General features: G+C 40.2%; 16 protein-coding genes. 14 read left to right on the top strand and 2 right to left on the bottom strand.

Going from position 1 to position 24,712, the window contains the following annotated elements:
• The first annotated feature begins 15 nt into the window (after positions 1-15).
• From F0919_RS13795 to gltX, 8 genes are all read left to right on the top strand, one after another.
• Positions 16-834, top strand: a complete 819-nt coding sequence (locus F0919_RS13795) for an OmpA family protein (RefSeq protein WP_150033353.1) — start codon at positions 16-18, stop codon at positions 832-834.
• Positions 835-1,025: 191 nt separating this feature from the next.
• Positions 1,026-2,489 (top strand): TlpA family protein disulfide reductase, encoded by a 1,464-nt coding sequence (locus F0919_RS13790; protein WP_150033352.1) that lies wholly within the window; start codon positions 1,026-1,028, stop codon positions 2,487-2,489.
• 265 nt (positions 2,490-2,754) lie between these two features.
• Positions 2,755-3,822: a hypothetical protein gene (locus F0919_RS13785; protein WP_150033351.1), complete on the top strand. Its 1,068-nt coding sequence runs from the start codon at positions 2,755-2,757 to the stop codon at positions 3,820-3,822.
• Between the two features lie 161 nt (positions 3,823-3,983).
• Positions 3,984-4,568 carry a Holliday junction branch migration protein RuvA gene (gene ruvA, locus F0919_RS13780; protein WP_150033350.1) on the top strand — a complete coding sequence of 195 codons (585 nt, stop codon included), beginning with the start codon at positions 3,984-3,986 and terminating at the stop codon, positions 4,566-4,568.
• Between the two features lie 113 nt (positions 4,569-4,681).
• Entirely contained in the window at positions 4,682-12,187 is a 7,506-nt protein-coding gene (sov, locus tag F0919_RS13775; protein ID WP_150033349.1) for a T9SS outer membrane translocon Sov/SprA, read from the top strand.
• Between the two features lie 83 nt (positions 12,188-12,270).
• Complete coding sequence (locus tag F0919_RS13770) at positions 12,271-12,855, top strand: Crp/Fnr family transcriptional regulator (protein WP_150033348.1); 585 nt, start codon at positions 12,271-12,273, stop codon at positions 12,853-12,855.
• Between the two features lie 59 nt (positions 12,856-12,914).
• Positions 12,915-13,352, top strand: a complete 438-nt coding sequence (gene yiaA, locus F0919_RS13765; RefSeq protein WP_150033347.1) for an inner membrane protein YiaA — start codon at positions 12,915-12,917, stop codon at positions 13,350-13,352.
• A gap of 293 nt (positions 13,353-13,645) precedes the next feature.
• Positions 13,646-15,169: a glutamate--tRNA ligase gene (gene gltX, locus F0919_RS13760; protein ID WP_150033346.1), complete on the top strand. Its 1,524-nt coding sequence runs from the start codon at positions 13,646-13,648 to the stop codon at positions 15,167-15,169.
• 74 nt (positions 15,170-15,243) lie between these two features.
• Here gltX and F0919_RS13755 read toward each other — a convergent pair whose 3' ends face one another.
• Both F0919_RS13755 and mfd read right to left on the bottom strand, forming a co-directional pair.
• A complete protein-coding gene (locus F0919_RS13755) occupies positions 15,244-16,341 on the bottom strand; it encodes a hypothetical protein (RefSeq protein WP_150033345.1) in 1,098 nt (365 codons plus the stop codon).
• 155 nt (positions 16,342-16,496) lie between these two features.
• Positions 16,497-19,901 carry a transcription-repair coupling factor gene (mfd, locus tag F0919_RS13750; RefSeq protein ID WP_150033344.1) on the bottom strand — a complete coding sequence of 1,135 codons (3,405 nt, stop codon included), beginning with the start codon at positions 19,899-19,901 and terminating at the stop codon, positions 16,497-16,499.
• Positions 19,902-19,932: 31 nt separating this feature from the next.
• Between mfd and F0919_RS13745 the strand changes: the two genes are divergently transcribed.
• From F0919_RS13745 to F0919_RS13720, 6 genes are all read left to right on the top strand, one after another.
• On the top strand, positions 19,933-20,235 hold the full coding sequence (locus tag F0919_RS13745) for a hypothetical protein (protein ID WP_150033343.1): 303 nt from the start codon (positions 19,933-19,935) through the stop codon (positions 20,233-20,235).
• Positions 20,220-20,399, top strand: coding sequence for a type II toxin-antitoxin system RelE/ParE family toxin (locus tag F0919_RS13740; RefSeq protein WP_150033342.1), 180 nt, complete (start codon positions 20,220-20,222; stop codon positions 20,397-20,399). Before F0919_RS13745 ends, F0919_RS13740 begins: the two co-directional genes overlap by 16 nt.
• A 164-nt stretch (positions 20,400-20,563) precedes the next feature.
• Positions 20,564-21,145 carry a MarC family protein gene (locus F0919_RS13735; RefSeq protein ID WP_235903510.1) on the top strand — a complete coding sequence of 194 codons (582 nt, stop codon included), beginning with the start codon at positions 20,564-20,566 and terminating at the stop codon, positions 21,143-21,145.
• A 111-nt stretch (positions 21,146-21,256) separates the two neighbouring features.
• The gene (locus F0919_RS13730; protein WP_150033341.1) at positions 21,257-21,748 is read left to right on the top strand and encodes an FKBP-type peptidyl-prolyl cis-trans isomerase; all 492 of its coding nucleotides are present in this window, start codon (positions 21,257-21,259) and stop codon (positions 21,746-21,748) included.
• A 218-nt stretch (positions 21,749-21,966) separates the two neighbouring features.
• Entirely contained in the window at positions 21,967-23,667 is a 1,701-nt protein-coding gene (locus F0919_RS13725) for a PSP1 domain-containing protein (protein WP_150033340.1), read from the top strand.
• 86 nt (positions 23,668-23,753) lie between these two features.
• A complete protein-coding gene (locus tag F0919_RS13720; RefSeq protein WP_150033339.1) occupies positions 23,754-24,686 on the top strand; it encodes a class I SAM-dependent methyltransferase in 933 nt (310 codons plus the stop codon).
• Positions 24,687-24,712 lie beyond the last annotated feature (26 nt).

The raw sequence follows: 24,712 nt of genomic DNA, 5'->3' as shown, positions 1-24,712 counted from the left end.
AAAATCAATCAATTTATGAATATGAATACCACTTTAATGAAAATAACCGGCTTTGCTTTTTCTGCAATATTGCTAAGTTCCTGTGTTTCCAACAAAAAGTTCAATGAATCACAATCTTCATTACGCGATGCCAGAACTAAAATCAATGAATTGAACGACGATCTGGCTAATACCAAAAGCAGGTTGCAGCTAATGGAAGATGCCAATGCATCTGCCGCAGACCAGCTTGACCAAAAAGATAAAACCATTAGCGAAAACCAGAAAGAAATCGATGCAAAAGCGCAGGCGCTTGCCGATCAGCAGGCAAGGTTGCAGCAGCTGCAATCCATGATTGACAAGCAATCGGCACAAACAGAAGCGCTTCGCCAGAAGATGGCACAGGCTTTAGGTAATTTCTCTTCCGATCAGTTATCTGTGTTCACAAAAAACGGTAAAGTATATGTAAGCCTTTCCGAAAAATTATTATTCCCTTCGGGCAGCGCTGTAGTAAACAGCGATGGTAAAATGGCACTGGAAAAAGTGGCACAGGCTTTAAATGAAAACAGGGATATCAATGTAAATATTGAAGGGCATACCGATTCCATTCCCATCAAAATAAAATTTGAAGACAACTGGGCATTGAGTGTAGCCCGTTCAACCGCTATTGTGCGCTTACTTACATCAACTTATAATGTTGACCCCGTGCGCATCACAGCAAGCGGCCGTAGCCAATACGAACCTGTAGCTGACAATGCAACGCCTGAAGGCCGTACCAAAAATCGCAGAACAGAAATCATCCTTGCTCCTAAATTGGATGAATTGATGCAATTGATTGAGGGCGCGCAAACAAAGTAATACGAGTTATTTAATACAAAGATTAAAACAGAACCGGTTGTCTTAGATTTTAAGACAGCCGGTTCTGTTTCATAGTTTTTATACTTATCACCAACGTGTTTGTATGCGTTCTGGAAGGTTTAATTTCCGGCTTTTTAATTTTGCCTTAAAAATGTTCGTAAGTTTGAAAAAGAATTTTTAAAACTTATAAAATGACTAAATCAATAGCAGCATTGCTGTTATGTCTTATAACTGCAGGTGCTGCCTTCTGTCAAAAGAGCATTACGATTTCGGGTAAAATAACGAATCCCGCATCAGATAATATTATTGCCGTAAATGCCAGCAATACCAGGATCGTTCCTGAAAATAAACAGGAAAAACTGATATTGGATTCAAGCGGGGCATTTAAAATCACCATACCTGTAACAGAGCAATATAACTGGCTGATATTGGTACACAACAATATAAGACTTGATTTCTTTGCCGAAGAAGGAAGTAGTTTAATGCTGACTGCCGATGGCGCACATTTCGATACTACAGCTCATTTTACAGGAAGAGGAATGGAAATTCCCAATTACTTTGCTGCTGCCGTTAAAAGCAGAGGCGGCATTATGGCTTACTACGGTAGCTTGCAGCAGATGGGACAAAGAGAGCCTTCCGATTATAAGCAAGGTATTGACTCGCTTAAACAAAAAGAACAGGCTATTTATGATATTGCATGGATGTCTAAAAAGAATAAGTTTCCAAAAGACTTTACTGATTTCTGGCATTCCTTTTTAGAATATTCTGTTTATGATGCCATGCTTAATTATCCGCTTACGCATCAGATGATATTACACCAGCCAACAGAACTGCAGAACATTCCCAAACCGTTATTTGATATTATACGTCAGGTTCCTGCAAAATTCGATGATAAGTTATTGAGCATTCCTTTTTATCAGACCTATGTGCAGACTTTTTACGGTAATAAATTGAGTGCGGAAGGATTCAGCAATCAGGTAATCAGGAACCCTGACGGCACAGAAGAGAGAAGCAAAGCATTACAGCAAACAGACAGTGTCTTAAAACTGGTATATAAAAATATGCCTTCGGGAACAGCCTCTTTTGCAGCAGGAAGAATCATTGCAACAGAATCAAAAACATGGCCCTTACAAACTTTTGAAACTTATGCTGCCGGTTTTAAAACGCATTTTCCAAAAAGTGGTTATAATGCGGAGCTTGAAAATGTATTGAAAGAAATAAAGAAATTTTATCCGGGCGAGCCCGCTGCCGATTTTTCTTTTAAAACGCTGGAAGGAAAAGAAATGAAACTTTCTGATTTAAAAGGCAAAGTGGTTTATATGGATTTTTGGGCAAGCTGGTGCGGCCCCTGTAAAGGAGAAATGCCGTTCGCAAAACGAGTAAAAGAGCATTTTAAAGACAACGAAAATGTGGTTTTCCTGTATGTATCTATTGACGAAAAAGAAGATGCCTGGAAAAACGGTATTAATAATCTGAATATTGCAGGTATGCATACCAGAACACCGGGCTGGGGAGGAGAAATAGCAAGGCTTTACGAAGTTCAAAGCGTCCCTTCTTATTTTCTTATTGATAAAAACGGAAAATTTGTTGTCAATAAAACGCCAAGGCCAAGCCAGACAGATGAAGTAATACGATTAATCGAAGGACTTTTGTAGAAAAATATCCCGATTGCAGGATGCAATATTTCAGATAAAAGAAAGCGTATATAAAAAATGTAACCATCGGCGTCGCAAAAAAATTGCAATTTTTAATTAATCTTTTTATCTTGCTCCGGTATTGTATGACTTGGGTCCATAGTTGTTGAGGCAGATTAATCCGTCCTCAGCAAATATTTTTCAGTTAAAACAAAATAAAAACGAGAAAAAGCATACAAGGGAATAAGTTTTTTTTTATTTTCATCGCTCAAATTTTTGTTCCATCATGCGGAAATCATTACAAAGTATTTTTATTGCCGGTTTGATGACAGCGGGTATTACTACCCTGACTGCTATTCAAGCGAGTGCGCAAGATAACAGATACGAGAAAAACCAATGGAGAAACTCACATCATTATGACTGGGGCAATCCTGACATTCCTTATATTGAGCAAAGAGGTTTTTCAATTGGCTTCAACATTGGTCAGGCAGATTTATGGGGAGATGTAGGTACCAAGGGAGTTATTGACCATTACAACAATAATGTTTATACTAAGGATATCTTCAAAAGCATGCGCTTCATGGGCGGCATGTTTGTAAGATATACTTATATTCCGGGCATTTCATTTCGTTTGGGAGTCAACTACGGTTCGTTATATGCAACAGATGAGTGGAATACTGAAAAAGCATTAAAGGCAACTTATATTTCAGATGATTATTACCAACGATATGTTCGTAATCTGGATGTAAAAACCAATATCTGGGAAAGTAACTTCCTTGTAGAGATTTCTCCTTTAAGACTTAGTAACTGGGAGTTTGGTAAATTGAGCAAAATGCGCTTCCAGCCATATATTTTAGTTGGCTTCGGCGGGTTCTTCTTCAATCCACGCGGTACAGTAAAAGATCTGGAAACGGGTGTTAGTAAAACGGTTGATTTGCAACCATTGCGTACAGAAGGCGAAGGTTTCAATGCACCCGGTAAAACATTCCCTAAGAGTTACAGCCTGTTTTCTTATGCAGGTATTGGCGGTATCGGATTCAAATTTGATGTAGGTAAAGGATTGGGACTTGGGTTGGAATATCAATTACGTTACACATTTACCGACTACCTTGATGATGTAAGCGGCGCTTACATAGATCCTTTGGATCAACAAGTTGCATTCCTTGGCAATCCGGGAAAAGCAGATCTTTCAAATAAAATGTCTGACCGTTCCAGCGAAATAATTGCAGGTAATAAAAATAAAGCAGGCAGTTTGCGTGGTAATCCTGATAACAAGGATATGTATTCTACGGTTTCCATTATGTTTTATTGGAAAATCAAAAAAAGAAACAGCCCTTGGTGGAGTACTTATTAATAATTCACAAGGAGATTACTACTCCTGACCATATAGAATGTAATTAAAAAAACGCTGTAAGATTCATACAGCGTTTTTTTAATTTATATATTTGCTTTGTTCGAAAAATAAACCATTATTATAAATACAGAATCATTCGGGTTCTGTTGGCCATTAAAAATATGTTTGGTTACTTAGAAGGAAAATTGGTTGGTCTTACACCCACTCACACATATCTGGATGTCGCCGGTGTCGGTTACGATATACAAATCACATTAAATACTTATGAACTTATTTCAGGTAAGGAAAGCTGTCTGCTCTATACGCACTTGCAGGTAAGAGAAGATGGCTGGGTGCTGTATGGTTTTGCCACAGAAGCAGAGCGCGAAACATTCAGAAAATTACTTTCCATATCAGGCGTCGGTTCAGGAACATCAAGGCTTATCCTGTCTTCTTTAACATCTCAGGACCTCAGCAGGATTGTGGCAAATGGAGATAGTAAGGCATTGGAAAAAGTGAAAGGTGTGGGAGGAAAGACAGCCCAACGCATTATTCTTGAATTAAAAGGTAAGTTGCCCGATGCTGTTAGCCCAGAATTTAATAACTTGCCACACAATACTATGGAATCTGACGCGTTAAATGCATTGTTAGGTCTTGGTATCAGCAAAGCAATGGCAGAATCTGCGATTAAAAAAGCAAATGCTCTTACAGGAACCGGTGTCGGTAGCGTTGAGGATTTAATTAAGACAGCCTTGAAAAATTTATAAGGTACTAATCTCTTAGCTGAAATACATATCGATTTCATTAGAGATGAATACCTTTATTTTTGCCTTTTATAATGGCATTTTTATATCAAATAAGAGAATTTTAGAAGAGAGCATTGGCAAATAAGCAGCATACACATTTTGGCTATAAACTTCTGGCCTTTGTTATTACCATAATAACATTGGCTCAGGTATTTACTGCCCGTGGTTTCTATGATCCTTATTTTGATCCGCCACCGCCACCTCCCCCAACGGATACTCCGGAATTACATTTTCCTATTGAGCAAAATGAACAAATAGAACCTTCTACATCTAATCAGCCTGCTATCAATCTGCAGGATCCTGCAAATGTTGAAAAAACGATAGAGTACGATCCGGATGAAGACAAATATATTTTGCATGAACGCGTTGGCGGAAAAGACATAAAAAACCCGACCTATCTTACGCCTGATGAGTACATGAAACTGAAGTCTCAGGAAGATGAAACCGGCTACTGGAAGCAAAGACTGGAAGCGTTGAGTATGTTCAACCAAAAGCCGGTATTGCCTGAAATGACCAGAGATGGTGTTTTTGACCGCCTTTTCGGATCCAATAAAATCAGTGTAAAACCACAGGGTAACCTCGATCTGACTTTTGGTGGTAACTGGCAAAATATGAAGAATCCCAACCTGACCCAAAGGGCGCAGAAGTATGGTATCTTCGATTTTGACATGCAGATGAATGTAAACCTGCTGGCACAAATAGGTGACAAGCTCAAACTGAATATCAGTAATAACACACAACCTTCTTTCGGCGAACAAAATCTTCAGAAACTGGAATACACAGGTAAAGAAGATGATATCATAAAAAAGATAGAAGCAGGAACAGTAAGCTTTCCCTTGAAAAGCAATTTGCTTACCGGCCCGCTTGCATTATTCGGTTTGAAAACCCAATTGCAATTCGGAAAATTATTTGTGACCGGCGTACTTTCCCAACAAAAGTCGCAGCGTAAAACCATTAATCTGCAGGGAGGCGCTCAAACGCAGACATTTAATATAAAGGCAGATGATTATGAAGAAAACCGTAACTTCCTGTTAGGTCAATATTTCTATAATACTTATGATAATGCCCTTTTAAATTATCCGGTAATCAATTCACAGATAGTTATTACCCGCGTGGACGTTTGGGTTACCAACAGGACAGGCGCTACAACCAATGTCAGAAATACAATTAACTTCACTGATCTTGGTGAGAAAACGCCCTACCAGGCCTCTTTGGCTGATCCTGCTTCCAATCCGAGAGGGTATCCGGACAATAAGGTTAACCGGTTGTGGACTTTACTCGATCAAAATCCGGCATTAAGGCAACAGGGCCCACAAACCAGAGCAGCATTGGTTTCCATCGGTCTTGATTCCACACAGGGAAGGGATTATACGGTTGCAACCATGCGTAAGTTGAATAGCTCGGAATATTCCTTTCAGCCGCAATTAGGTTACATTTCGTTGAATACGCAAGTAAATGCCGATGATATCATCGGTGTGGCCTATCAATATACCGTAAACGGGCAAATTTATACAGTTGGTGATCTTCCCGAATTAGTTTCACCCGATTCTTCCAGCGGCAAAGTGCTGTACCTGAAAATGCTGAAAAGTGTTTCTGCATTACCAAGATTACCTATCTGGAATTTGATGATGAAAAACATCTATTCTATTGGTGGCGGAAACATTACACAGGATGGATTCAGGATGAACGTCATGTATCAGGATCCGGGTGGCGGAGAAAAAAGATATTTGCCGGAAGGCCCTAAAGAAGGGGTGCCTTTGCTTACCTTAATGAATCTTGACAGGCTGAATGCCCAACGGGATCCTTCGCCTGACGGAGTGTTTGACTATGTTGAAAATATTACAGTCAATTCACAATATGGTAAAATCATTTTCCCTACCCTGCAACCTTTTGGTAAAGACCTGAAGCCTGCATTGGGTGGCGATGATATTCTTGAACGCAGATACCTGTATCAGATATTATACGATTCTACAAAAACCATTGCCCGCCAGTTCCAGCAAAACAACAGGTTTGTACTGGAAGGAAATTATAAAGGAGCCGCCGGCGGCTCTCAGGTGAATTTAGGCGGTTATAATATTCCGCAAGGTTCGGTAACGGTAACTGCCGGAGGGCAACGCCTTTCTGAAAACGTAGATTATCAGGTTGATTACAGTAATGGTTCCGTAAAAATATTGAACCAGGGTATATTGGCTTCGGGTATTCCAATCAGTATTTCTTACGAGGACAACGCAACCTTTGGTTTGGTACAACAGAATTTCTGGGGTACGCGATTCGACTATTATGCCAATGATAAGCTGACTTTGGGCGGAACTATCATGCGCCTTACAGAAAGGCCTTTTACCCAGATTGTAAATTATGGTGAAGACCCGATAAAGAATACCGTGATGGGTCTTGATGCAAACTATCAGAGTGAATTTCCATGGCTGACTAAGAAATTAGATTTATTACCGATATACAGTACTTCTGCGCCGTCTTTAATTTCATTAAGAGGTGAAGTCGCAGGTATTTTCCCTGGACACCAGCGTTTTATCGACTATCTTGATCCGGAAGGTTCTGTATCCATCGATAATTTTGAAGGCGCGAACAGCTCTATTGATTTACGCTTTCCTTATTCAAGCTGGACTTTGTCAAGTACGCCCTCCATGTTTCCGGAGTCAAGTCATAATACGGATCTGACGAGCAATAATAACAGGGCGAAGATTGCCTGGTACACTTTAGAGCCTACACTTATTGATAAAAGCAGTGCCCCGACCAATATTAAAGCGGATACCGGATATCAGGATTATTGGAGACTGGTTCAGCAGAAAGATGTATTTCCTCAGAAGACTTATGTTGCAGGTCAGGGCGGGTTGCAGACTTTTGACATTGGATATTATCCTAAAACCCGCGGGCCGTATAACTTCAATTCGAGTCCGGGAGAATTTGACATCAATGGCAACTTTACAAACCCGATTACAAAATGGGGTGGTATTCAACGCTCGTTAGATAACAACTCCAGTGACTTTGAAGCACAGAATGTGGAATATATCACTTTCTGGATGCTGGATCCTTTTATATACAAAAATAGCAACAGTGGTGATTTATACATTAACCTGGGTAATGTTTCGGAAGATGTATTGAAAGATTCAAGGATTTCCTTTGAGAATGGTATTCCTTCACCCAAAGATTTCTCAAAACTTGATGAAACGCAATGGGGTTACGTGCCTCGGTTGCAACAGCAGGTTACCCGCTCATTCGATAATGATCCTGCTGTTCGTGGTATTCAGGATGTGGGATATGATGAACTGGATAATACGGAAGAAAAAAAGAAATTCGGAGCTTTCCTTACAGCAATGTCCAATATTCCGGGCATTACAGCAGCTGCTATGCAAAAATTGAATGATGACCCAGCTTCGGATGATTTCCATCATTTCAGGGGCACGGATTATGATTCGCTGACCGGTCAGGGCCTGGCTTTCCAACGTTATATCAATTTTAATAATCCGCATGGTAATTCACCTGTAACGGATCTTAATACACAGTACACAACTTCAGGTTCCACCATTCCTGAATCAGAAGATATTAACAGGGATAATGCGCTTAACGAAACAGAGGCTTATTATCAATATAAAGTTCACCTGGCTCCATCTACCGATCCCCGGATGAGTGTCGGAAGTAATTTTATAGTTGATAAAAAAGTATCTTCTGTCAAGTTGGATAACGGCCGTATTCAGGACGAAACCTGGTATCAGTTTAAAATACCTATTTCCGAATATGAAAAGACAGTCGGCGGCATCAGCGATTTCCGCTCCATCAGATTCGTGCGTTTGTTCCTGAACGGATTTAACGATACGACGATTGTTCGTTTTGCCCAGTTGCAACTGGACAGAAATTATTGGCGCCAGTATAAATATTCTCTGATGTCGCCCGGCGAGAATATTCCTCAGGAAGACTTGAATACCACGTCTTTCGCATTAACGGCTGTAAGTCTGGAACAGAACTCGCAACGAAGTCCGATTCCTTATGTTTTGCCTCCGGGAGTAGCCAGACAATTGGCTCCTGCCAATACAGGTCAAAGCCTTGCACAGGATGAACAATCGCTTTCGCTGCAGGTTTGCGGCCTGAAAGATGGAGACACAAGGGCTGTCTTTAAAGAAATGACGTTAGACATGCGTCAATATAAAAGATTGCGTATGTTTATTCATGCCGAATCTCAGCCAAACCAGTCACCTTTAAGAGATGGTGATTTGCAGGCTATTATCAGAATCGGTAGTGATTTTATCAGCAACTATTATGAATACCGTATTCCGCTTACGGTTACCAATCCCTTATCTACAACACCTGAGCTTGTATGGCCTGCAGCCAATAATTTTGATTTGGAGATGGCAACGCTTACCAATCTGAAACTTCAGAGAGACGGACAGAATTATCCTTCTTATTTACCCTACACAGCAACAGATGCTGCAGGTAATACATTAGTAGTGGTCGGCCATCCGAATTTCGGAGAAGTAAAAGATATTATGTTGGGTGTTTCCAATCCGAAGAAAACATTACAAACGCCGACTGATGATGGAATGCGTAAATGCACTGAAGTCTGGTTTGATGAATTAAGATTGGTAGATCCGGATGAATCTCCGGCCTATGCAGCATCGGGTCAGGCCGATATTCAACTGGCTGATTTAGGAAGTGTGCATGTGGGAGCCAATATGCATACGGATGGTTACGGAAATATTGATCAGAAGGTGGATCAGCGTTTCCGTGATAATTACTATGCTTATGATGCTAATACAAACCTGAATTTTGGAAAGCTAATGCCCCGGACGTTCGGCCTTCAATTGCCGGTATTTGCAGGCTATTCCAGAACTGTAAGTAACCCTAAGTATGATCCTTATGATAAGGATGTACTTTTTACAGATAAGATGGATGGGGCGCAAAGCGCGGCACAACGTGATTCTATCAGGAAAGCAGGGCAAGATTTTACATCTGTAACGAGCTTTAATCTCGCTAACATTCGTTATTTAGGTAATCCTGAAAAGCAGCCTGCAACCATTATGCCATGGAGCCTGAGAAATTTTGATGGTAGTTATTCCTATAACCGTGCATTTAAGCGTAGTCCTTTATTGGAAAAAGATGAGTTGGTGGAGCAACGCCTGGGATTAGGATATAATTATTCTATCAAAACCAAATTCATAGAACCTTTTAAGAAAATAATTAAGTCGAAATCTAAATGGTATCAACCTATTAAAGATTTTAATTTTAATCTTCTGCCTTCGAGTTTCTCTTTCCGCTCCGATTTGCACAGAGTGGTTGACGAAACACAAGTGAGAAATATTGACGGAGGGCCGTATGCCATTCCTTCTACTTTCTACAAAAATTTCACATGGAGCAGAGATTACAATCTTCGCTGGGAGTTAGCCAAATCGTTGTCGTTGAATTACACGGCTAATAATCAATCGCGTATTGATGAGCCTTATGGTAAAATCGATTCAAAAGAAAAGCGTGATACTTTGCTTCGTAACTTATCGCATTTCGGCAGGAATACTTTCTTTACCCAATCCTTAAGTGCAACTTATACTTTGCCAACAACAAAGATTCCTTTCCTTGACTGGACCAGGGCAACGGCAAGTTATGGTTCAACCTATAGCTATACCGCAGCTTCTTTACTTGCTTACAGCCAGGGTAATACCATTGCAAATACGCAAAACAAACAGATAAACGGAGAGCTTAATTTCACGCAGCTTTATAATAAAAACAGGTTCCTGAAGGCGATCAATGCTCCGCCTGAACCACTGAAAAAGTCCGGTGGTGCATTTAATGCAGGTGACAAATCGAGCAAATCGGTAAGTAAAGGCGGTCTGGATATTGCAGGGGGTGGTGGTAACATAAAATCGAATCAGGACGGAAGCAGCGAAGACGCACCTCCTTTAAGCCCTAAAGAACAAAGAAGACAACGCAAGGAAGAAGAGGAAAGAAGACGGGAACAAAATAAATTACCACCCCGACCCAAAAGGAAAGAGGTGGATAAAAGCAGGATTCCGGGTGCAGATACTATGGCCTCCAGACAGCTGGATTCCATTTATCATAGCCTTAAACATGCTAATAAAATTGCTTTCAAAAAAGAATTGAAAGCATGGCGTGCAAAGCGTAGGGCAACAGTACCATATATTTCCGACGGAGTACGCTTTGGAGGAAGATTGGTAACCATGCTGAAACGTGTAACCTTCAGTTATGCTGAAACGGGGGGAACGATTCTTCCCGGATTTATGGACAGTACGCAATTCCTTGGTGTTAATTCAAGATCAAGCGATGGTTGGTATGACTTTGCATTTGGCGGGCAACCTGACAGGCTTTGGTTTGAGAGACAGGCGCAGTTGCAGCGTATATCAAGAGATTCATTGTTCAATGGGCAGATACAGCAAACGTATTCGCAGAATTATAATATTGCTGCGACGCTGGAGCCTATACCTAATTTAAGGGTTGATCTTACCTGGAATAAAACATTCAGTAAAAACTATTCTGAAACATATAAATACAATAGTGATCCAGCTGTAAACGATTATGAACATTACAGCCCTTACAGCATGGGTACTTATAGCATTACTTATATCGGACTTGGAACGATGTTCAGGTCAAGTAATGCCAATGAATTGTCATCTACTTATCTGGAATTTTTGAATAACGGTCCGACTGTTTCAAAGAGATTAGGTAATATAAATCCATATACTGCCGGGGCTCCTGATCCTAACGATCCTAATTACAGCAAAGGTTATACCAAATATTCGCAGGATGTTTTGATTCCGGCTTTCCTTGCTGCTTATACAGGCGGTGATGCAAGCACTATTCCGTTGATGAAGAATGACAATTCAGATCTCCGCAGTAATCCTTTCGGATCTTATTTCCCGTTACCAAACTGGAAATTAACTTATAATGGATTGACCAAGCTTCCTTTCTTTAGTGAATACCTGACTAATTTCACGATAAACCATAGCTATATAGGAACATTGTCGATGAACAGTTTCTTAAGCTCGTTCTATTATCAGGATTTATTAGGAGTAGGATTCCCCTCGTTCATCGATTCGACATCCAATAATTTTGTACCATTCTTCCAGGTACCGAACGTTACCATTACGGAAAACCTGGGGCCATTATTGGGTTTTGATGCAGCATTTAAAAACGGACTCAACCTGAGAATTTCCTATAATAAACAAAGAATGGTAAGTCTTAGCCTGATTGATTATCAGGTGAGCGAAACCAAGTCTTCTGAACTGATAGTTGGTGGCGGGGCAAGGGTTAAAGGACTTGTATTGCCATTTGCTGTGTTTGGCGTCCGTAAACTTAAGAATGATTTGAACATTAACTTCTCCGTCGGGTATAGAAACGATTTAACCACGAATAGTTATCTGGCTCAGAACACCATTATTCCGACCAGAGGACAAAAAGTGATTTCTATTTCTCCGACAGTAGATTATATAGTGAACGATAACCTGCAATTGAGGTTCTTCTATGACCGGAGGCAAAGTATTCCTGCTCTTTCTTCCTCTTACCCTATAACCACGACAAGGGCCGGAGTAACATTGAGGTTCCTGTTTGCTCCGCAATAAAAATTTCAATAAACAGAAATACCGATGAATATAATTATATCTATCGGCAAAATAATTCCCCTTCCTTATATTGCAGCAGCATTATGGAACAACTGATTCAGCATCTCAGGAATTATTATCCATTGAGTAACGAAGCCATTGCGGCATTAACAGACCGCCTGCAGGAAGTAACTTTTTCGAAAAATGACTACCTGATAAAGAAAGGAAGAGTATGCAGCCATTTGTATTTTTTGGAGGAAGGAGCTTTACGCGGCTTTTATCATCTCAATGAACGCGAAATAACAAACTGGTTTGGTTTTGAAAATACTTTTGTTACCTCTTTTCACAGCTATACCACTGAAAAGCCAGCCCTGGAACATATTCAGTTTATGGAAGACAGTTGTTTGTGGGCGATATCAAAGAAAGATATCACCCATCTTTTTGATGAATTCCATGAGGTGGAGCGCATGGTGCGTATTATTTACGAGAGATACTACATGCAACTTGAAGAGCGCTATGTCAATCTGCAATTTAAGACAGCCAATGAATTGTATGCCGACCTTATGGAGAAATCGCCGCAGATGCTCAACCGCGTCCCTTTAGGTTATATATCTTCCTATCTGGGTATTACGCAGGAAACGCTGAGCCGGGTTAGGAAACAACATGCGCAAAACGGAAACTCTTTTTGATCAATATCAAATAATACAGCCTTAGGGCAATGTAGCTTTGTTTCAACAAAATAAAAAATATGGAATCAAAGCAATTTCAAAAACCGTCTGCTGCCTTCATAGGAGCATCATGGGCCACGCTCTTTATTGGTGTATGCGCTTATAATATTGGCTTATGGAACGCCAACATGTTGCTGAATGAAAAGGGTTATTATTTCACGGTGCTCATGTTCGGATTATTCGCTGCTATTTCAGTACAAAAAGCAGTACGCGATCAGTTGGAAGGTATTCCGGTTACCAATCTTTATTATGGCCTTGCCTGGTTTGCTACTATTCTCTGTCTTGTATTAATGACAGTAGGATTATGGAATGCCAATCTTACCCTGAGCGAAAAAGGTTTTTACGCTATGTCGTTTATACTCAGCATTTTTGCTGCCATCGCCGTTCAGAAAAATACCCGTGATAGCAGAATTGCCGGAGATAAAAACGGAGAGGAGCAGGCTGCAATAAACCATTAAGGCGATACTGTTTTTAATATAAGGCTACCTATACCGCAATAGGTAGCCTGGTTTAGAAGCAATATTAATGAAGAGCTTCCGGTAAATGATGCTGAATGCTTCATTTGAAAATAGCTTTCATGCAAAGCCAATAAAGAGTGTATAACATCCTTAAGAGGGCTCTGACACGATGAATCGGGAGCATTCAACATTTCTGCTTATTTTCGCGCCATCAAACTGAGGCTGTGTGCGTTTTTCACACAATGAAAACAAGTATGCGATTTTATCTCGGCAAAAACTAAAAAAATCTACGGATGAGTTCTAATAATGTAAGAGTACGTTTTGCGCCCAGCCCTACGGGTGGTTTACACCTGGGTGGTGTGCGTACGGTTTTGTTCAATTACCTTTTTGCAAGAAAAAACAACGGCACTTTTGTATTGCGTATCGAAGATACCGACCAGGGGCGTTATGTGCCGGGTGCTGAAGAATATATCTTCGATTGTCTTGACTGGTGCGGCCTAACACCTGATGAAAGTTTGCGTAAAGAAGGTGAATATGCGCCTTACCGCCAAAGTGAACGCAAGGCTATTTATAAAGATTATGTAGAAAGACTTTTGGAACAAGGACATGCGTATTATGCTTTCGATACACCGGAAGAGCTGGAGAAAATGCGTACCGACCTGAAGACACCTGAAAATCCGAATCCGCAATACGATGCTAAAGTGAGAGGCCATATGCGTAACTCCCTTACACTTTCAGAAGAAGAAACACGCGCATTGGTTTTAGGCGGCACACCTTATGTAGTACGTATCAAAGTTCCGGAAAATGAAACCGTAACTTTTACAGATATCATTCGTGGTGAAATCAGTAATGATACCAATCTGGTTGATGATAAAGTATTGTTGAAAGGAGATGGAATGCCGACTTACCATCTGGCTGTTGTGGTAGATGATTACCTGATGAAGATAACCCATGCTTTCCGTGGTGAAGAATGGCTGCCGAGCGCACCGATTCATATTCTGCTTTGGCGTTATTTCGGATGGGAAAAAGATATGCCCAAATGGGCGCATCTTCCATTGATTTTGAAACCTGATGGAAACGGTAAACTAAGCAAACGTGATGGCGATCGTTTAGGCTTCCCTGTATTTGCAATGGATTGGAAAGATCCGAAGTCCGGAGAAGTAACCGTTGGTTTCAGGGAACATGGTTTCCTGCCGGAAGCATTTGTAAACCTTTTGGCATTATTGGGCTGGAATCCTGGTACAGAGCAGGAGATATTTTCTTTAGAGGAGTTAGGTGAAATATTCTCTTTGGAAAGAGTACATAAAGGCGGGGCTAAATTTGATTATGAAAAGGCAAAATGGTTCAATCATCAGCATATTCAGCGTGCAGACAATGATCGTCTGGCAACGCTGGCTTTGCCATTTTACCAGAAAGAAAATATTAATCCCGATAAAGCACATTTGGCCAAAGTAATCGGTATGGTTAAGGAGCGTGTGCATTTATTATCTGAACTGCCGGCACAAAGCAGGTTCTTTTTCGAAGCTCCGCAAACATTGGATTTAGATGCGTTCAAAAGCAAATGGAACGAACAAAAAACAGCCTTCTTCCAAACGTGGATGACACAATTGGATAATACTGATTTGAACCATGAAGCACTGGAACTTTCTTTCGGAAACCTTGCTACGGAAATGGGCATTAAGAAAGGTGAATTGATGTTGCCATTACGTATCATGCTGGTTGGCGGTAAATTTGGCCCGCATGTATTTGATATTGTGGAGATGATTGGCAAAGAGGCTACTAAAGAAAGAATTCAGTTTGCATTGAGTCAATTGTAACCGGTAAAAGGAAAAGTATTTAAAAGAGCCATACAGCAATTGCTGTATGGCTCTTTTACTATAAAATTAATAAACTAATCGAGTTTATTAAGGTCTTTTGAGAAAGCATCATAAAATGAAACTTTTCGGTTCCAATTATCTACGGCGTCAGTATTGGTTCCATAGCCGGTTTCTTTATCCATCTGTGCTTGCAAGTCTTTTATCATTGCATCGTATTTAGTCCGATAGGCAACAATATCATCATGAAAGGTAGCCAGTGTAAAGGTTTTGGTTTGAAGTTCTTTTAAGAATTCATTATTGGCATAAGCAGCAACCTTGAATCTTATCTGTTCATATTTCAGCACTTGCCGTGCATTTTCTTTTGTAAGTATCCATGATTTTGCCTGATCGAAATAAGGCAATAATTCAATAAAGCCTTCGGGTTTTCCTTCAAGATTTCTTATCTGGTAATTAATTCTCAAACCTGTTACGGATCCGGAAGGGGTAGCAGGCTTTGAAGGAGGAGCAGCGACAAAATTAAAAGGATTTAACGGCCTTTGCGGGTTATATGGCAACAGGTTTTTCTGCTCCGGGTCTTTATCAAGGTATAAATTAACTTTTAATGGCTCATTGTTTTTATACATAGCGAGTAATGAGGGTAAATTTTTGTCTGAATCCATAAGGAAATTCATTATTACACGCCGCATTAATTCACCTGCAAATCCCGCCATGTTCATACCCGTATTGCGTGTGTCGGTTACCACATAGTCAAACAGTTTTTCACCATCCTTATTGTATAATGCAAAATGTGTTGTCAATCCTATTTCTGCTCCTTTAAAGGAAGTTTTTTCAAACAGGTTGAAATTTAACACATGCAGGGAAAGCGCTTCTGAACCTGCATTTTGTTTTACATTTTCTCTCAGAAATCCGGTGAATTCCGCGGTAAGTCCATCTTCAAAATTGGCTGTAAGAAAAGCTGCGCTGGCACCTGTTGTGATATATCCGACATTTGTTGTATCCAGTCTTTCATCAATCACTTTTGTTATATGGAAGTGGTTAAGAGCCAAATCGCTTCCCGCGGAAGAAATACTGACTCTTTTGACCTTTGCCTGAAGTAATGTCGTAGGAAAAACAGAAAGAATTATGCCTACAGTTATACTAAAAACCAAGGTGGTTTTAAGTAAAGTCTTCATATCTGGTTAATTGTTTAATGGTCAATTGCAACGTTATGTGTAAAACTACATTTTCTATTTAATTTGCTAATATATTTATAATTACAAGAACTTTTTCATTAAGTTTTGCTAAATAGTAAAACTTCTAAAGTTTAAGGTTTGATTTTGTTTTATAGCTATTTGTTAATAGTCAATCCTTTTAAAATCCATTCAACATCGTCCATTGAACCTACATGTTCTATTATTAACATGAAATTCTTTCCTACTTGTTTAAGCCTTGCATTTGCCAATTGCGTCTGAATGCATTGCATGATGTGATGAAATGTTTCACTTTCGAAGTAAGGGGAATCAGGATTATTGATGAAATAAAGTCTCAATTGCCTGTTTTTCAATATCAATTTCTCGAAACCCAGTTCCTTCGCCATTTTGCGGCATCGGATGGCCGTAAATAAATCTTTTACTTGCGGAGGAACAGGACCGAATCTGTCTACAAGTTCTTCTTCAAAAATCTGTAATTCCATGTCTTCTTCTATATCGTCCAGCTGTGTGTAAACGGATAAACGTTCTGTGATATTTTCAATATAAGTGTCAGGAATTAATATCTCCAGATCTGTATCTACGGTACAATCTGAAACGTAATCGTGTTTGCGGTTCATTTCCTCTGCAAACACTTCTTTAAAGTCGGTAATTTTCAATTCATGTATAGCTTCGGCTAATATTTTCTGATACATTTCAAAACCAATCTCTGCGATAAATCCGCTTTGCTCGCCACCCAGAATATTACCTGCACCACGGATATCCAAATCACGCATGGCAATCTGGAAGCCGCTTCCAAGCTCATTGAATTGTTCCAGCGTTTGTAAACGTTTACGGCTGTCGTTAGGCAAAGTAATTAAAGACGGTGCAACAAGATAACAGAATGCTTTCTTATTGCTACGCCCTACGCGGCCGCGCAGCTGGTGCAGATCGCTCAAGCCGAATTGATGCGCATTGTTGATGATAATGGTATTTGCATTGGAAATGTCCACGCCGCTTTCAACAATATTAGAACAGCAAAGCACATCAAATTTATTGCTCATAAAATCCAATAAGGTCTTCTCCAGTTTTGCGCCATCCATTTGTCCGTGCGCAACTTCTATTTCAATATCAGGACAGAGTTCTTTAAGCTTGGCAGCCATAGCCGGCAAGCTTTGTACGCGATTATGAATAAAATAAACCTGTCCGCCTCTTTCTGTTTCGTAATAAATAGCTTCGCGTATGGCCTGTTCGTCAAAACCCATTACCTCTGTATGCACAGGCTGGCGATTAGGTGGTGGTGTATTCATTATACTTAAATCCCTTGCATTCATCAAAGAGAATTGTAACGTGCGCGGAATGGGTGTTGCGGTCAATGTAAGCGTGTCGACATTGGCTTTTCTTTCTCTTAGTTTTTCCTTCGCACCGACACCAAATTTTTGTTCTTCATCAATAATAAGTAAACCTAAATCTTTAAACTTCACATCTTTGCCAAGTAAGGCATGTGTTCCGATAATAATGTCAATCTTGCCTTCTTCCACCCTTTTTAAGGTTTCCCGTTTTTCTTTTGCCGATTTAAATCGGTTAATGAAATCTACATTGGCGGGGAAATCTTTTAAGCGTTCGCTGAATGTCTGAAAATGTTGATAAGCAAGGATTGTAGTTGGCACCAATATAGCTGCCTGTTTACTATCGCCAACGGTTTTAAATGCAGCACGTACTGCAATTTCTGTTTTGCCAAATCCTACATCGCCACAAACAAGCCGATCCATAGGTGCAGTGGCTTCCATATCGCGTTTTACATCGGCAGTGGCCTTGCTCTGATCAGGTGTATCTTCATAAAAGAAAGAAGCTTCCAGTTCGGTTTGCAGATAGCTGTCCGGCGAATGCGCAAATCCTTCCGAGGCTTTGCGCTTGGCATATAGCTTTATCAAATCGGCTGCAATATCTTTTACCTGTTTCTTGGTCTTGTTTTTTAACTTTTCCCAGGCTTCGCTGCCTATCTTGTTTACTTTTGGAACGGTTCCTTCTTTGCCGGTATATTTACTGATTTTATGGAGGGAATTAATATTGACATACAGCACGTCATTATCCCTGTAAAGGATGCGAACGGCTTCCTGCATATTGCCATTGACTTCAATTTTCTGCAAGCCGCTGTAAACACCTACTCCATGATCTATGTGCGTAACATAATCGCCGGGTTGCAGTTCCTTTAATGCTTTTAGCGTAATGGCCTTGCCTTTGCTGTAAGCTTGCTTTACTTTGTATTTATGGTAGCGTTGGAAAATCTGATGATCGGTATAAGCCAGGATTTTGCTTTCGTTATCTACAAAGCCTTTGCTTATGGAAGAAGGGATAGGAACAAAATTTATCTGGGCGCCGGAATCTTCAAAAATGGTTCTTAACCGTTCTAATTGTTTTGCATTTTCCGCAAATATATAGGATGTATAACCTGCCTCGGACTGACGTTTCAGATTGGCAATCAGCAAATCGAAATTCCGGTTGAAAACAGGTTGATGCTCTGTTTTGAAATCAATGAAAGTAATGTCTTTACTTTCTGTTTCAATATCAGATTCTATTTCGCTCCATTGCAGAATGTGCCGTTCCAGCAAATGTGATTTCCATGTGTTTATTTCTTCAAAATCCTCAAGGCTGATTTGTTTTATGATCTGATCTTCCTGTTCTACAGATGCAATGCCTGTTTCCGTTATTTTCTCCCGCGCCTCTTCTGCTAACTTCTCTAATTTTTCAATCGTAAATGTCAGGTCCTTAAACCAGAAAACGGTGTTTGCCGGAAGATATTCCAGTAATGAAATCTTCTCTTCCGTTTCAAATTTGGTTTCGATATTCGGAAGAATGGAAACCTGTAATAGTTTTCTTTCAGATAATTGTGTTTCCGGATTGAAAATACGGATGCTGTCCACTTCATTTCCAAAAAGTTCCACACGGTAAGGATGCTCGTTTCCGAATGAATAGATATCAAGAATGCCGCCACGTATGGCAAACTGCCCGGGTTCATATACAAAGTCTTCACGTTTAAAGCCAAGTTCCACCAGTTTTTGCATTAATGCATCCACTTTCAGGGTTTCGCTTGTTTTGATGTGAATCATGTTGGTGGAAAGCGAACTGGCATTTACTACTTTTTCGAACAAAGCCTCGGGATAAGTAACAAGTACTTTTTTGTGCGGTATGCCTTTCCCTTCGCCGTAAACGGTTGAATTTCCGAATTTAGCCAAAGCTTCTGTTCGCAGCATGATATGGCTGCTGTTCAGGTTTTTGTAATCTCCGGTTTTCTTAAAGGAATCGGGAAAATAACAAATATCCAGCGCTTGTGTCAGGCCTTCTATATCATTATGAAAATAAGCGGCTTCTTCATGGTCGTTCAATACGAATACATGGTTAACATTGGATTGTTGCCAGACAGCAGTTGCAATAAACGAAACGGAAGAGCCTTTGAGATTGCGCAATTGTAAGCGCATTTTGGGATCAGGCAATGAGATGCCTGCCGCAATTTGTTTTATGCGGTTATCGTTTTGATAAAATCCCAGCAAAGTTTGCAGGTTCATGAGGCGGCAAAGTTACGGACAATGGTTGAGATTGAAAGAGCTGTTATTCGCTGAAATAAAATCAATAAATTTGCATAAAACAGCGTTGATTATGAAAACTGTTTCAATTAAAGAAATCAGAGAAGAAGTGAAACAATATATTGACCAGGCTGATGATAAAGTTGTGAAAATGATACATGCTATGCTGGAAGTTGATTCTGAAAATGATTGGTGGGATTCCATGCCTGATAATATAAAAATTGATGTGCAAACGGCGATAGAACAAGCCGATAAAGGGGAAACAATAAGCCATAAAGAAATTAAACAAAAATTTCCACAATGGTTTATGAAATAGTCTGGACTCCTAAAGCAATCGAGAGTTTTTTGGAAAACCTGAAATATTTACAGCAAAAATGGACACAAAGAGAAGTCAATCAATTTGCATCTATTGTTGAAGAGAAGATTTTATTATTATCTACTCACCCTGAAACCGGAAGTCCCCAAAAAAAATGCAGTTAAATATCAGACAAACGGTATTGCACAAAAGGGTTTTACTGATATATAGAGTTAAACCTAAAACAAAAATATTAGAGCTATTATTATTCTGGAATACTTACCGGCATCCGGCAAAGCTTAAGTTTAAATAACACTGCTTTTTAATTTTACCTTTTAAATTAATAAATATGCCGGGATTACAGGATATAATGCTTTCGGAAATTATTACGGTTTTTATAACTCTTTTTGCGGTTATAGATATTCTTGGTTCTATTCCTGTATTGATTGGTTTGAAAAAGAAAATGGGCGAAATAAACAGCCTGCAGGCCACATTGGTTTCAGGCGGATTGATGCTGGTATTCTTTTTTGCCGGTGGCGAAATGCTCAATTTCATGGGTCTGGATATTGCATCTTTTGCAATTGCCGGGTCTATTATCATTTTCTTTTTAGGAATGGAAATGATTATGGGCCTCGAATTTTTTAAGACTGAAAATGGAAGTAAATCAGGTAGCATCGTTCCGATTGCCTTTCCGCTTATTGCCGGTTCCGGAACGTTAACCACTATTATGTCTCTTAAAGCCAGTTATCATTATTCCAATATACTGATAGGCATCGTTATAAATCTTGTTATTATTTTTCTTTGTTTGCGTTCGCTTAATTTAATCGAGAAACTTTTGGGGCCTTCAGGTATTATGGTGGTGCGTAAGTTTTTCGGAGTTATTCTGATTGCTATTGCGGTTAAGATTTTTAAGCAGAATGTGGGATTGTAAATCTGGTGTTATTGAGCAAAGAAACCAAAGACTAAACCAATCATTTTCCCATTAATCTCGTCTATCTTGCAGAAATAGGGTAATTTCGCATATCAGACAATAAAAGCGTTAATGAAGAAAATCTTAGTTATAATATTAGTTTGTACAGGTGTCTTTTTCGGTTGTAACAAAAAGGAGGCATTAACATGTCCTTACTCTCAATCAGATTTAAATAATACATATGCGCCGGGAGGAGAAGTAAATGCTTTAACGCAATATATTGAGCATGACAGCATTGATGCCATTCAGGATCCGAGAGGCTTTTATTATAAAATTGATACAACAGGCGGTTACAGCAAGCCTTTGCCATGTGCAAATATTACTATTAATTATGTTGGGACGCTGACCAGCGGGAAGGTTTTCGATCAGGCAAAAGATGTTCAGTTCAATCTTGCCGATTTAATAATAGGTTGGAAAATAGGTGTCCCTCTTGTTGGTAAAAATGGTAAAGTAACGTTATATCTTCCGCCTTCTTTTGCCTATGGTGCCAATGAAATTAATGGCATTCCGCCAAACTCAATTCTCATTTTTTCTATCGAATTGATAAATTTTAGCAATCCTTAGCCGATTAATTTTATCTTTGTCAGGATAAATATCTTTTTACACAATCTTTTCGTGTAAAGGCTTTGGTTATTTTTTGAAATTTCACATTCTCATACCTTGTGTGTTTGTATCTTTTTACAAACCGGATTTTGGTTTTACGGAACCGATTTGTACTACAGGGGACATTCTAAATAATTTCAGATAGCAAAGCTTGCACGTCAATATAAATTTTTTTATTCATGGGATGTGGAAGTTGCGGAACAAGTTCTGCCGACGGCAAACCCTCAGGTTGCCAAAGCAATGGCGGCTGCAGCACAGGCGGCTGTAACAGGTTAAATGTCTTCAATTGGTTATCGGATGTGCCTTTCAGTGATTTGGGCAAGCCTTATCCGATTATGGAAATCACCTTCAATAAAGGAAGCCGGAAAGATTTTTTCCGGAATAATACCAATCATATATTTGATAAGGACAGTTGGGTGGCCGTTGAAGGTTCAGGAGGGTATGACGTTGGTCAAATCAGTCTTACCGGAGAATTGGTGAAACTTCAAATGAAAAAATACGGCGTTACAGAGGAAACGGAAATGAAGCGTGTGCTTCGTCCTGCCAATGAACGTGACATGGAAGTTTATCAGGTTTCCAAACAAAAAGAAATGGAGACAATGGTTCGTTCGCGCGCCATTGCAAAGGAGCTGAACCTCGAAATGAAGATTGCGGAGGTTGAATTTCAGGCAGATGCCAAGAAGGTTACCTTCTTTTATACAGCTGACAGCCGCGTAGATTTCAGGGAATTAATTAAGGTTTTTGCAGGAGAATTTAAAGCTAAAGTAGAAATGCGCCAGATTGGTGCGCGTCAGGAAAGCGGAAAAGTGGGCGGCATTGGTTCCTGCGGACGGGAATTGTGTTGCAGTACCTGGCTGACTGATTTCAAAACGGTGAACACAACTGCGGCACGTTATCAGAATCTTTCTATCAATCAAACCAAGCTTTCAGGTCAGTGCGGCCGTTTGAAATGTTGTTTGAATTATGAGTTAGATACATATATGGATGCGCTTCATCATTTTCCCGAAGGCGCAGAACAACTGGAAGTTGCTTCCGGCAGAGCTTATCTTCAGAAGAAAGATATTTTCAGAAACCTGATGTGGTACAGTTTTGGGGGTAGCAATAAACAATATCCGCTTGCTATAGAACGTGTTATCGAAATTCTTGCATTAAATGCAGAGGGTAAAAAACCTGAAGATTTAGGTGCAGAAGAGTTACAAATCAAAACAAAGAATGCAGAGAAGACGGTTGATATGGGCTTTGTAAATGACGTGGGTCAGCTTACATTAAGTTCTTTGTCAAAATCCAACAAGAAAAAGTCTTCAAGTCAGCAGAATAATAAACAACGTCCGCAGCAACAAGCAAAGGGACAGCAGCCTAATAAAGGAGCAAATGCTCCGGCAGAAGCAGCAAAACCCGGACAACCGCTTCAACAAAAGCGTGCCGGAAATCAACAACAGCGTCCGCCAAGGCCTGCCCAGCAAGGTAATGAGGCCGGAGCGGCACAACTGAAACCGGAACAAAGGAATGCGCAACAAGCCGCAGCTCCGCAACTAAAGCCGCAGCAGCAGAAGCAAAACGGACCCAAACCGCCAAGGCCGCAAAGACAACCAAGGCCACAGGATACAAATGGGGATGGGGTAGCAGCGCCTGATGTAAATAAGGAAGCAAACGCAAATCAACCAAGGCCACAGAAACCACAACAATCAAGACCACCACAACAGCCAAGGCCACAGGCGGCAGCAAGCGGGGAAAGGCCTGAAGGTGAAAGTGCTGAGCCAAAGGGAGACGGCGACCATCATAATAAACAGGAACGTTCGCATCAGCAACGCAAAAAGTTTAACAACCGTCCGCCAAGGCCTAAAAACGATAATAATGCACCGCCTCCGGCAGCGTCTTAATCTGTAAATAATTTTCTTTCATAATATTTCCCGCAGCGGCGCGGTGTCGCTGCGGGAATGTTTTTTTTAAATCTTTTTCGAGAAAAATGATGCAATCGTTTGCGAATCGCTTGCACAAGGTGAACCGGCATATTTCAAAATGGGCTAAAAGGCAGGATATTACTTGCTTCAGAATCTATGATTTGGATATGCCTGAATTTCCTTTCTGCATTGACCGGTATGGCGAATACCTGCACATTGCTGAATATAAGGCTAATCATAAAATGTCGGATGAGGACCATGACATCTGGTTGCAGCAATGTATGGATACGATTGCGGACACATTGCAGGTAGTACCTGAAAATATCTATCTGAAGGAGCGTCGCAGGCTTTCGCGCCGCACGGAACAATATGAAAAAGTTTCGGAAGAAAGCAAATTGATTATTGCGGAAGAACAGGGGTTAAAGTTTAAAGTAAATCTTACGGATTATCTGGATACGGGTCTTTTTCTGGACCACCGGCCTTTGCGCAAAGCGTTCAGGGAGGAGGCAAGGGATAAAAATGTATTGAACCTGTTTTCTTATACCGGGGCCTTTAGTGTATATGCCGCCGATGGTGGCGCTGCATCTGTAACTACGGTTGACCTGAGCAAGACGTATTTGCAATGGTCACAGGAAAATATGGAGCTTAATAACCTGATGAATGACAAACATACTTTCATTCAAAGTGATGTGATGTTATTCCTGAAACAAGAACCGGAGACGTTATATGATCTGGTATTTGTTGACCCTCCGGCATTTAGCAACAGCAAGCGCCTGAAAGGGACATGGGATACGCAACGCGACCATGCTACGATGTTGCATTACATTCTGAAACAGGTTAAGCCGGGCGGGGTTATTTATTTCTCCAATAATTTAAGAGGGTTTGAACCTCAGTTTGAGAGCCTGAAGGTTTCGTCTATCAAAGATATTTCGCTACAGACTATTCCGGAAGATTTCAGGAATAAGCAGATTCATCATTGCTATAGGATTGTAAAGTAATTTGTTTCCTTTTTGATGCATGAAAT

Origin of the sequence: Taibaiella lutea, assembly GCF_008629695.1 — a bacterium.
GTDB classification, from domain to species: Bacteria; Bacteroidota; Bacteroidia; order Chitinophagales; family Chitinophagaceae; genus Taibaiella; species Taibaiella lutea.
The sequence above is the reverse complement of the archived record's forward strand: the minus strand, read 5'-3'. Positions and strand labels throughout refer to the sequence as shown.

Excerpts from the sequence above, each read along its gene's own strand:
- F0919_RS13795 (WP_150033353.1), top strand. The coding sequence starts at position 16 with ATGAATATGAATACCACTTTAATGAAAATAACCGGCTTTGCTTTTTCT.
- F0919_RS13790 (WP_150033352.1), top strand. The coding sequence starts at position 1,026 with ATGACTAAATCAATAGCAGCATTGCTGTTATGTCTTATAACTGCAGGT.
- F0919_RS13785 (WP_150033351.1), top strand. The coding sequence starts at position 2,755 with ATGCGGAAATCATTACAAAGTATTTTTATTGCCGGTTTGATGACAGCG.
- ruvA (WP_150033350.1), top strand. The coding sequence starts at position 3,984 with ATGTTTGGTTACTTAGAAGGAAAATTGGTTGGTCTTACACCCACTCAC.
- F0919_RS13770 (WP_150033348.1), top strand. The coding sequence starts at position 12,271 with ATGGAACAACTGATTCAGCATCTCAGGAATTATTATCCATTGAGTAAC.
- yiaA (WP_150033347.1), top strand. The coding sequence starts at position 12,915 with ATGGAATCAAAGCAATTTCAAAAACCGTCTGCTGCCTTCATAGGAGCA.
- gltX (WP_150033346.1), top strand. The coding sequence starts at position 13,646 with ATGAGTTCTAATAATGTAAGAGTACGTTTTGCGCCCAGCCCTACGGGT.
- F0919_RS13755 (WP_150033345.1), bottom strand. The coding sequence starts at position 16,341 with ATGAAGACTTTACTTAAAACCACCTTGGTTTTTAGTATAACTGTAGGC.
- mfd (WP_150033344.1), bottom strand. The coding sequence starts at position 19,901 with ATGAACCTGCAAACTTTGCTGGGATTTTATCAAAACGATAACCGCATA.
- F0919_RS13740 (WP_150033342.1), top strand. The coding sequence starts at position 20,220 with ATGGTTTATGAAATAGTCTGGACTCCTAAAGCAATCGAGAGTTTTTTG.
- F0919_RS13735 (WP_235903510.1), top strand. The coding sequence starts at position 20,564 with ATGCCGGGATTACAGGATATAATGCTTTCGGAAATTATTACGGTTTTT.
- F0919_RS13730 (WP_150033341.1), top strand. The coding sequence starts at position 21,257 with ATGAAGAAAATCTTAGTTATAATATTAGTTTGTACAGGTGTCTTTTTC.
- F0919_RS13725 (WP_150033340.1), top strand. The coding sequence starts at position 21,967 with ATGGGATGTGGAAGTTGCGGAACAAGTTCTGCCGACGGCAAACCCTCA.
- F0919_RS13720 (WP_150033339.1), top strand. The coding sequence starts at position 23,754 with ATGATGCAATCGTTTGCGAATCGCTTGCACAAGGTGAACCGGCATATT.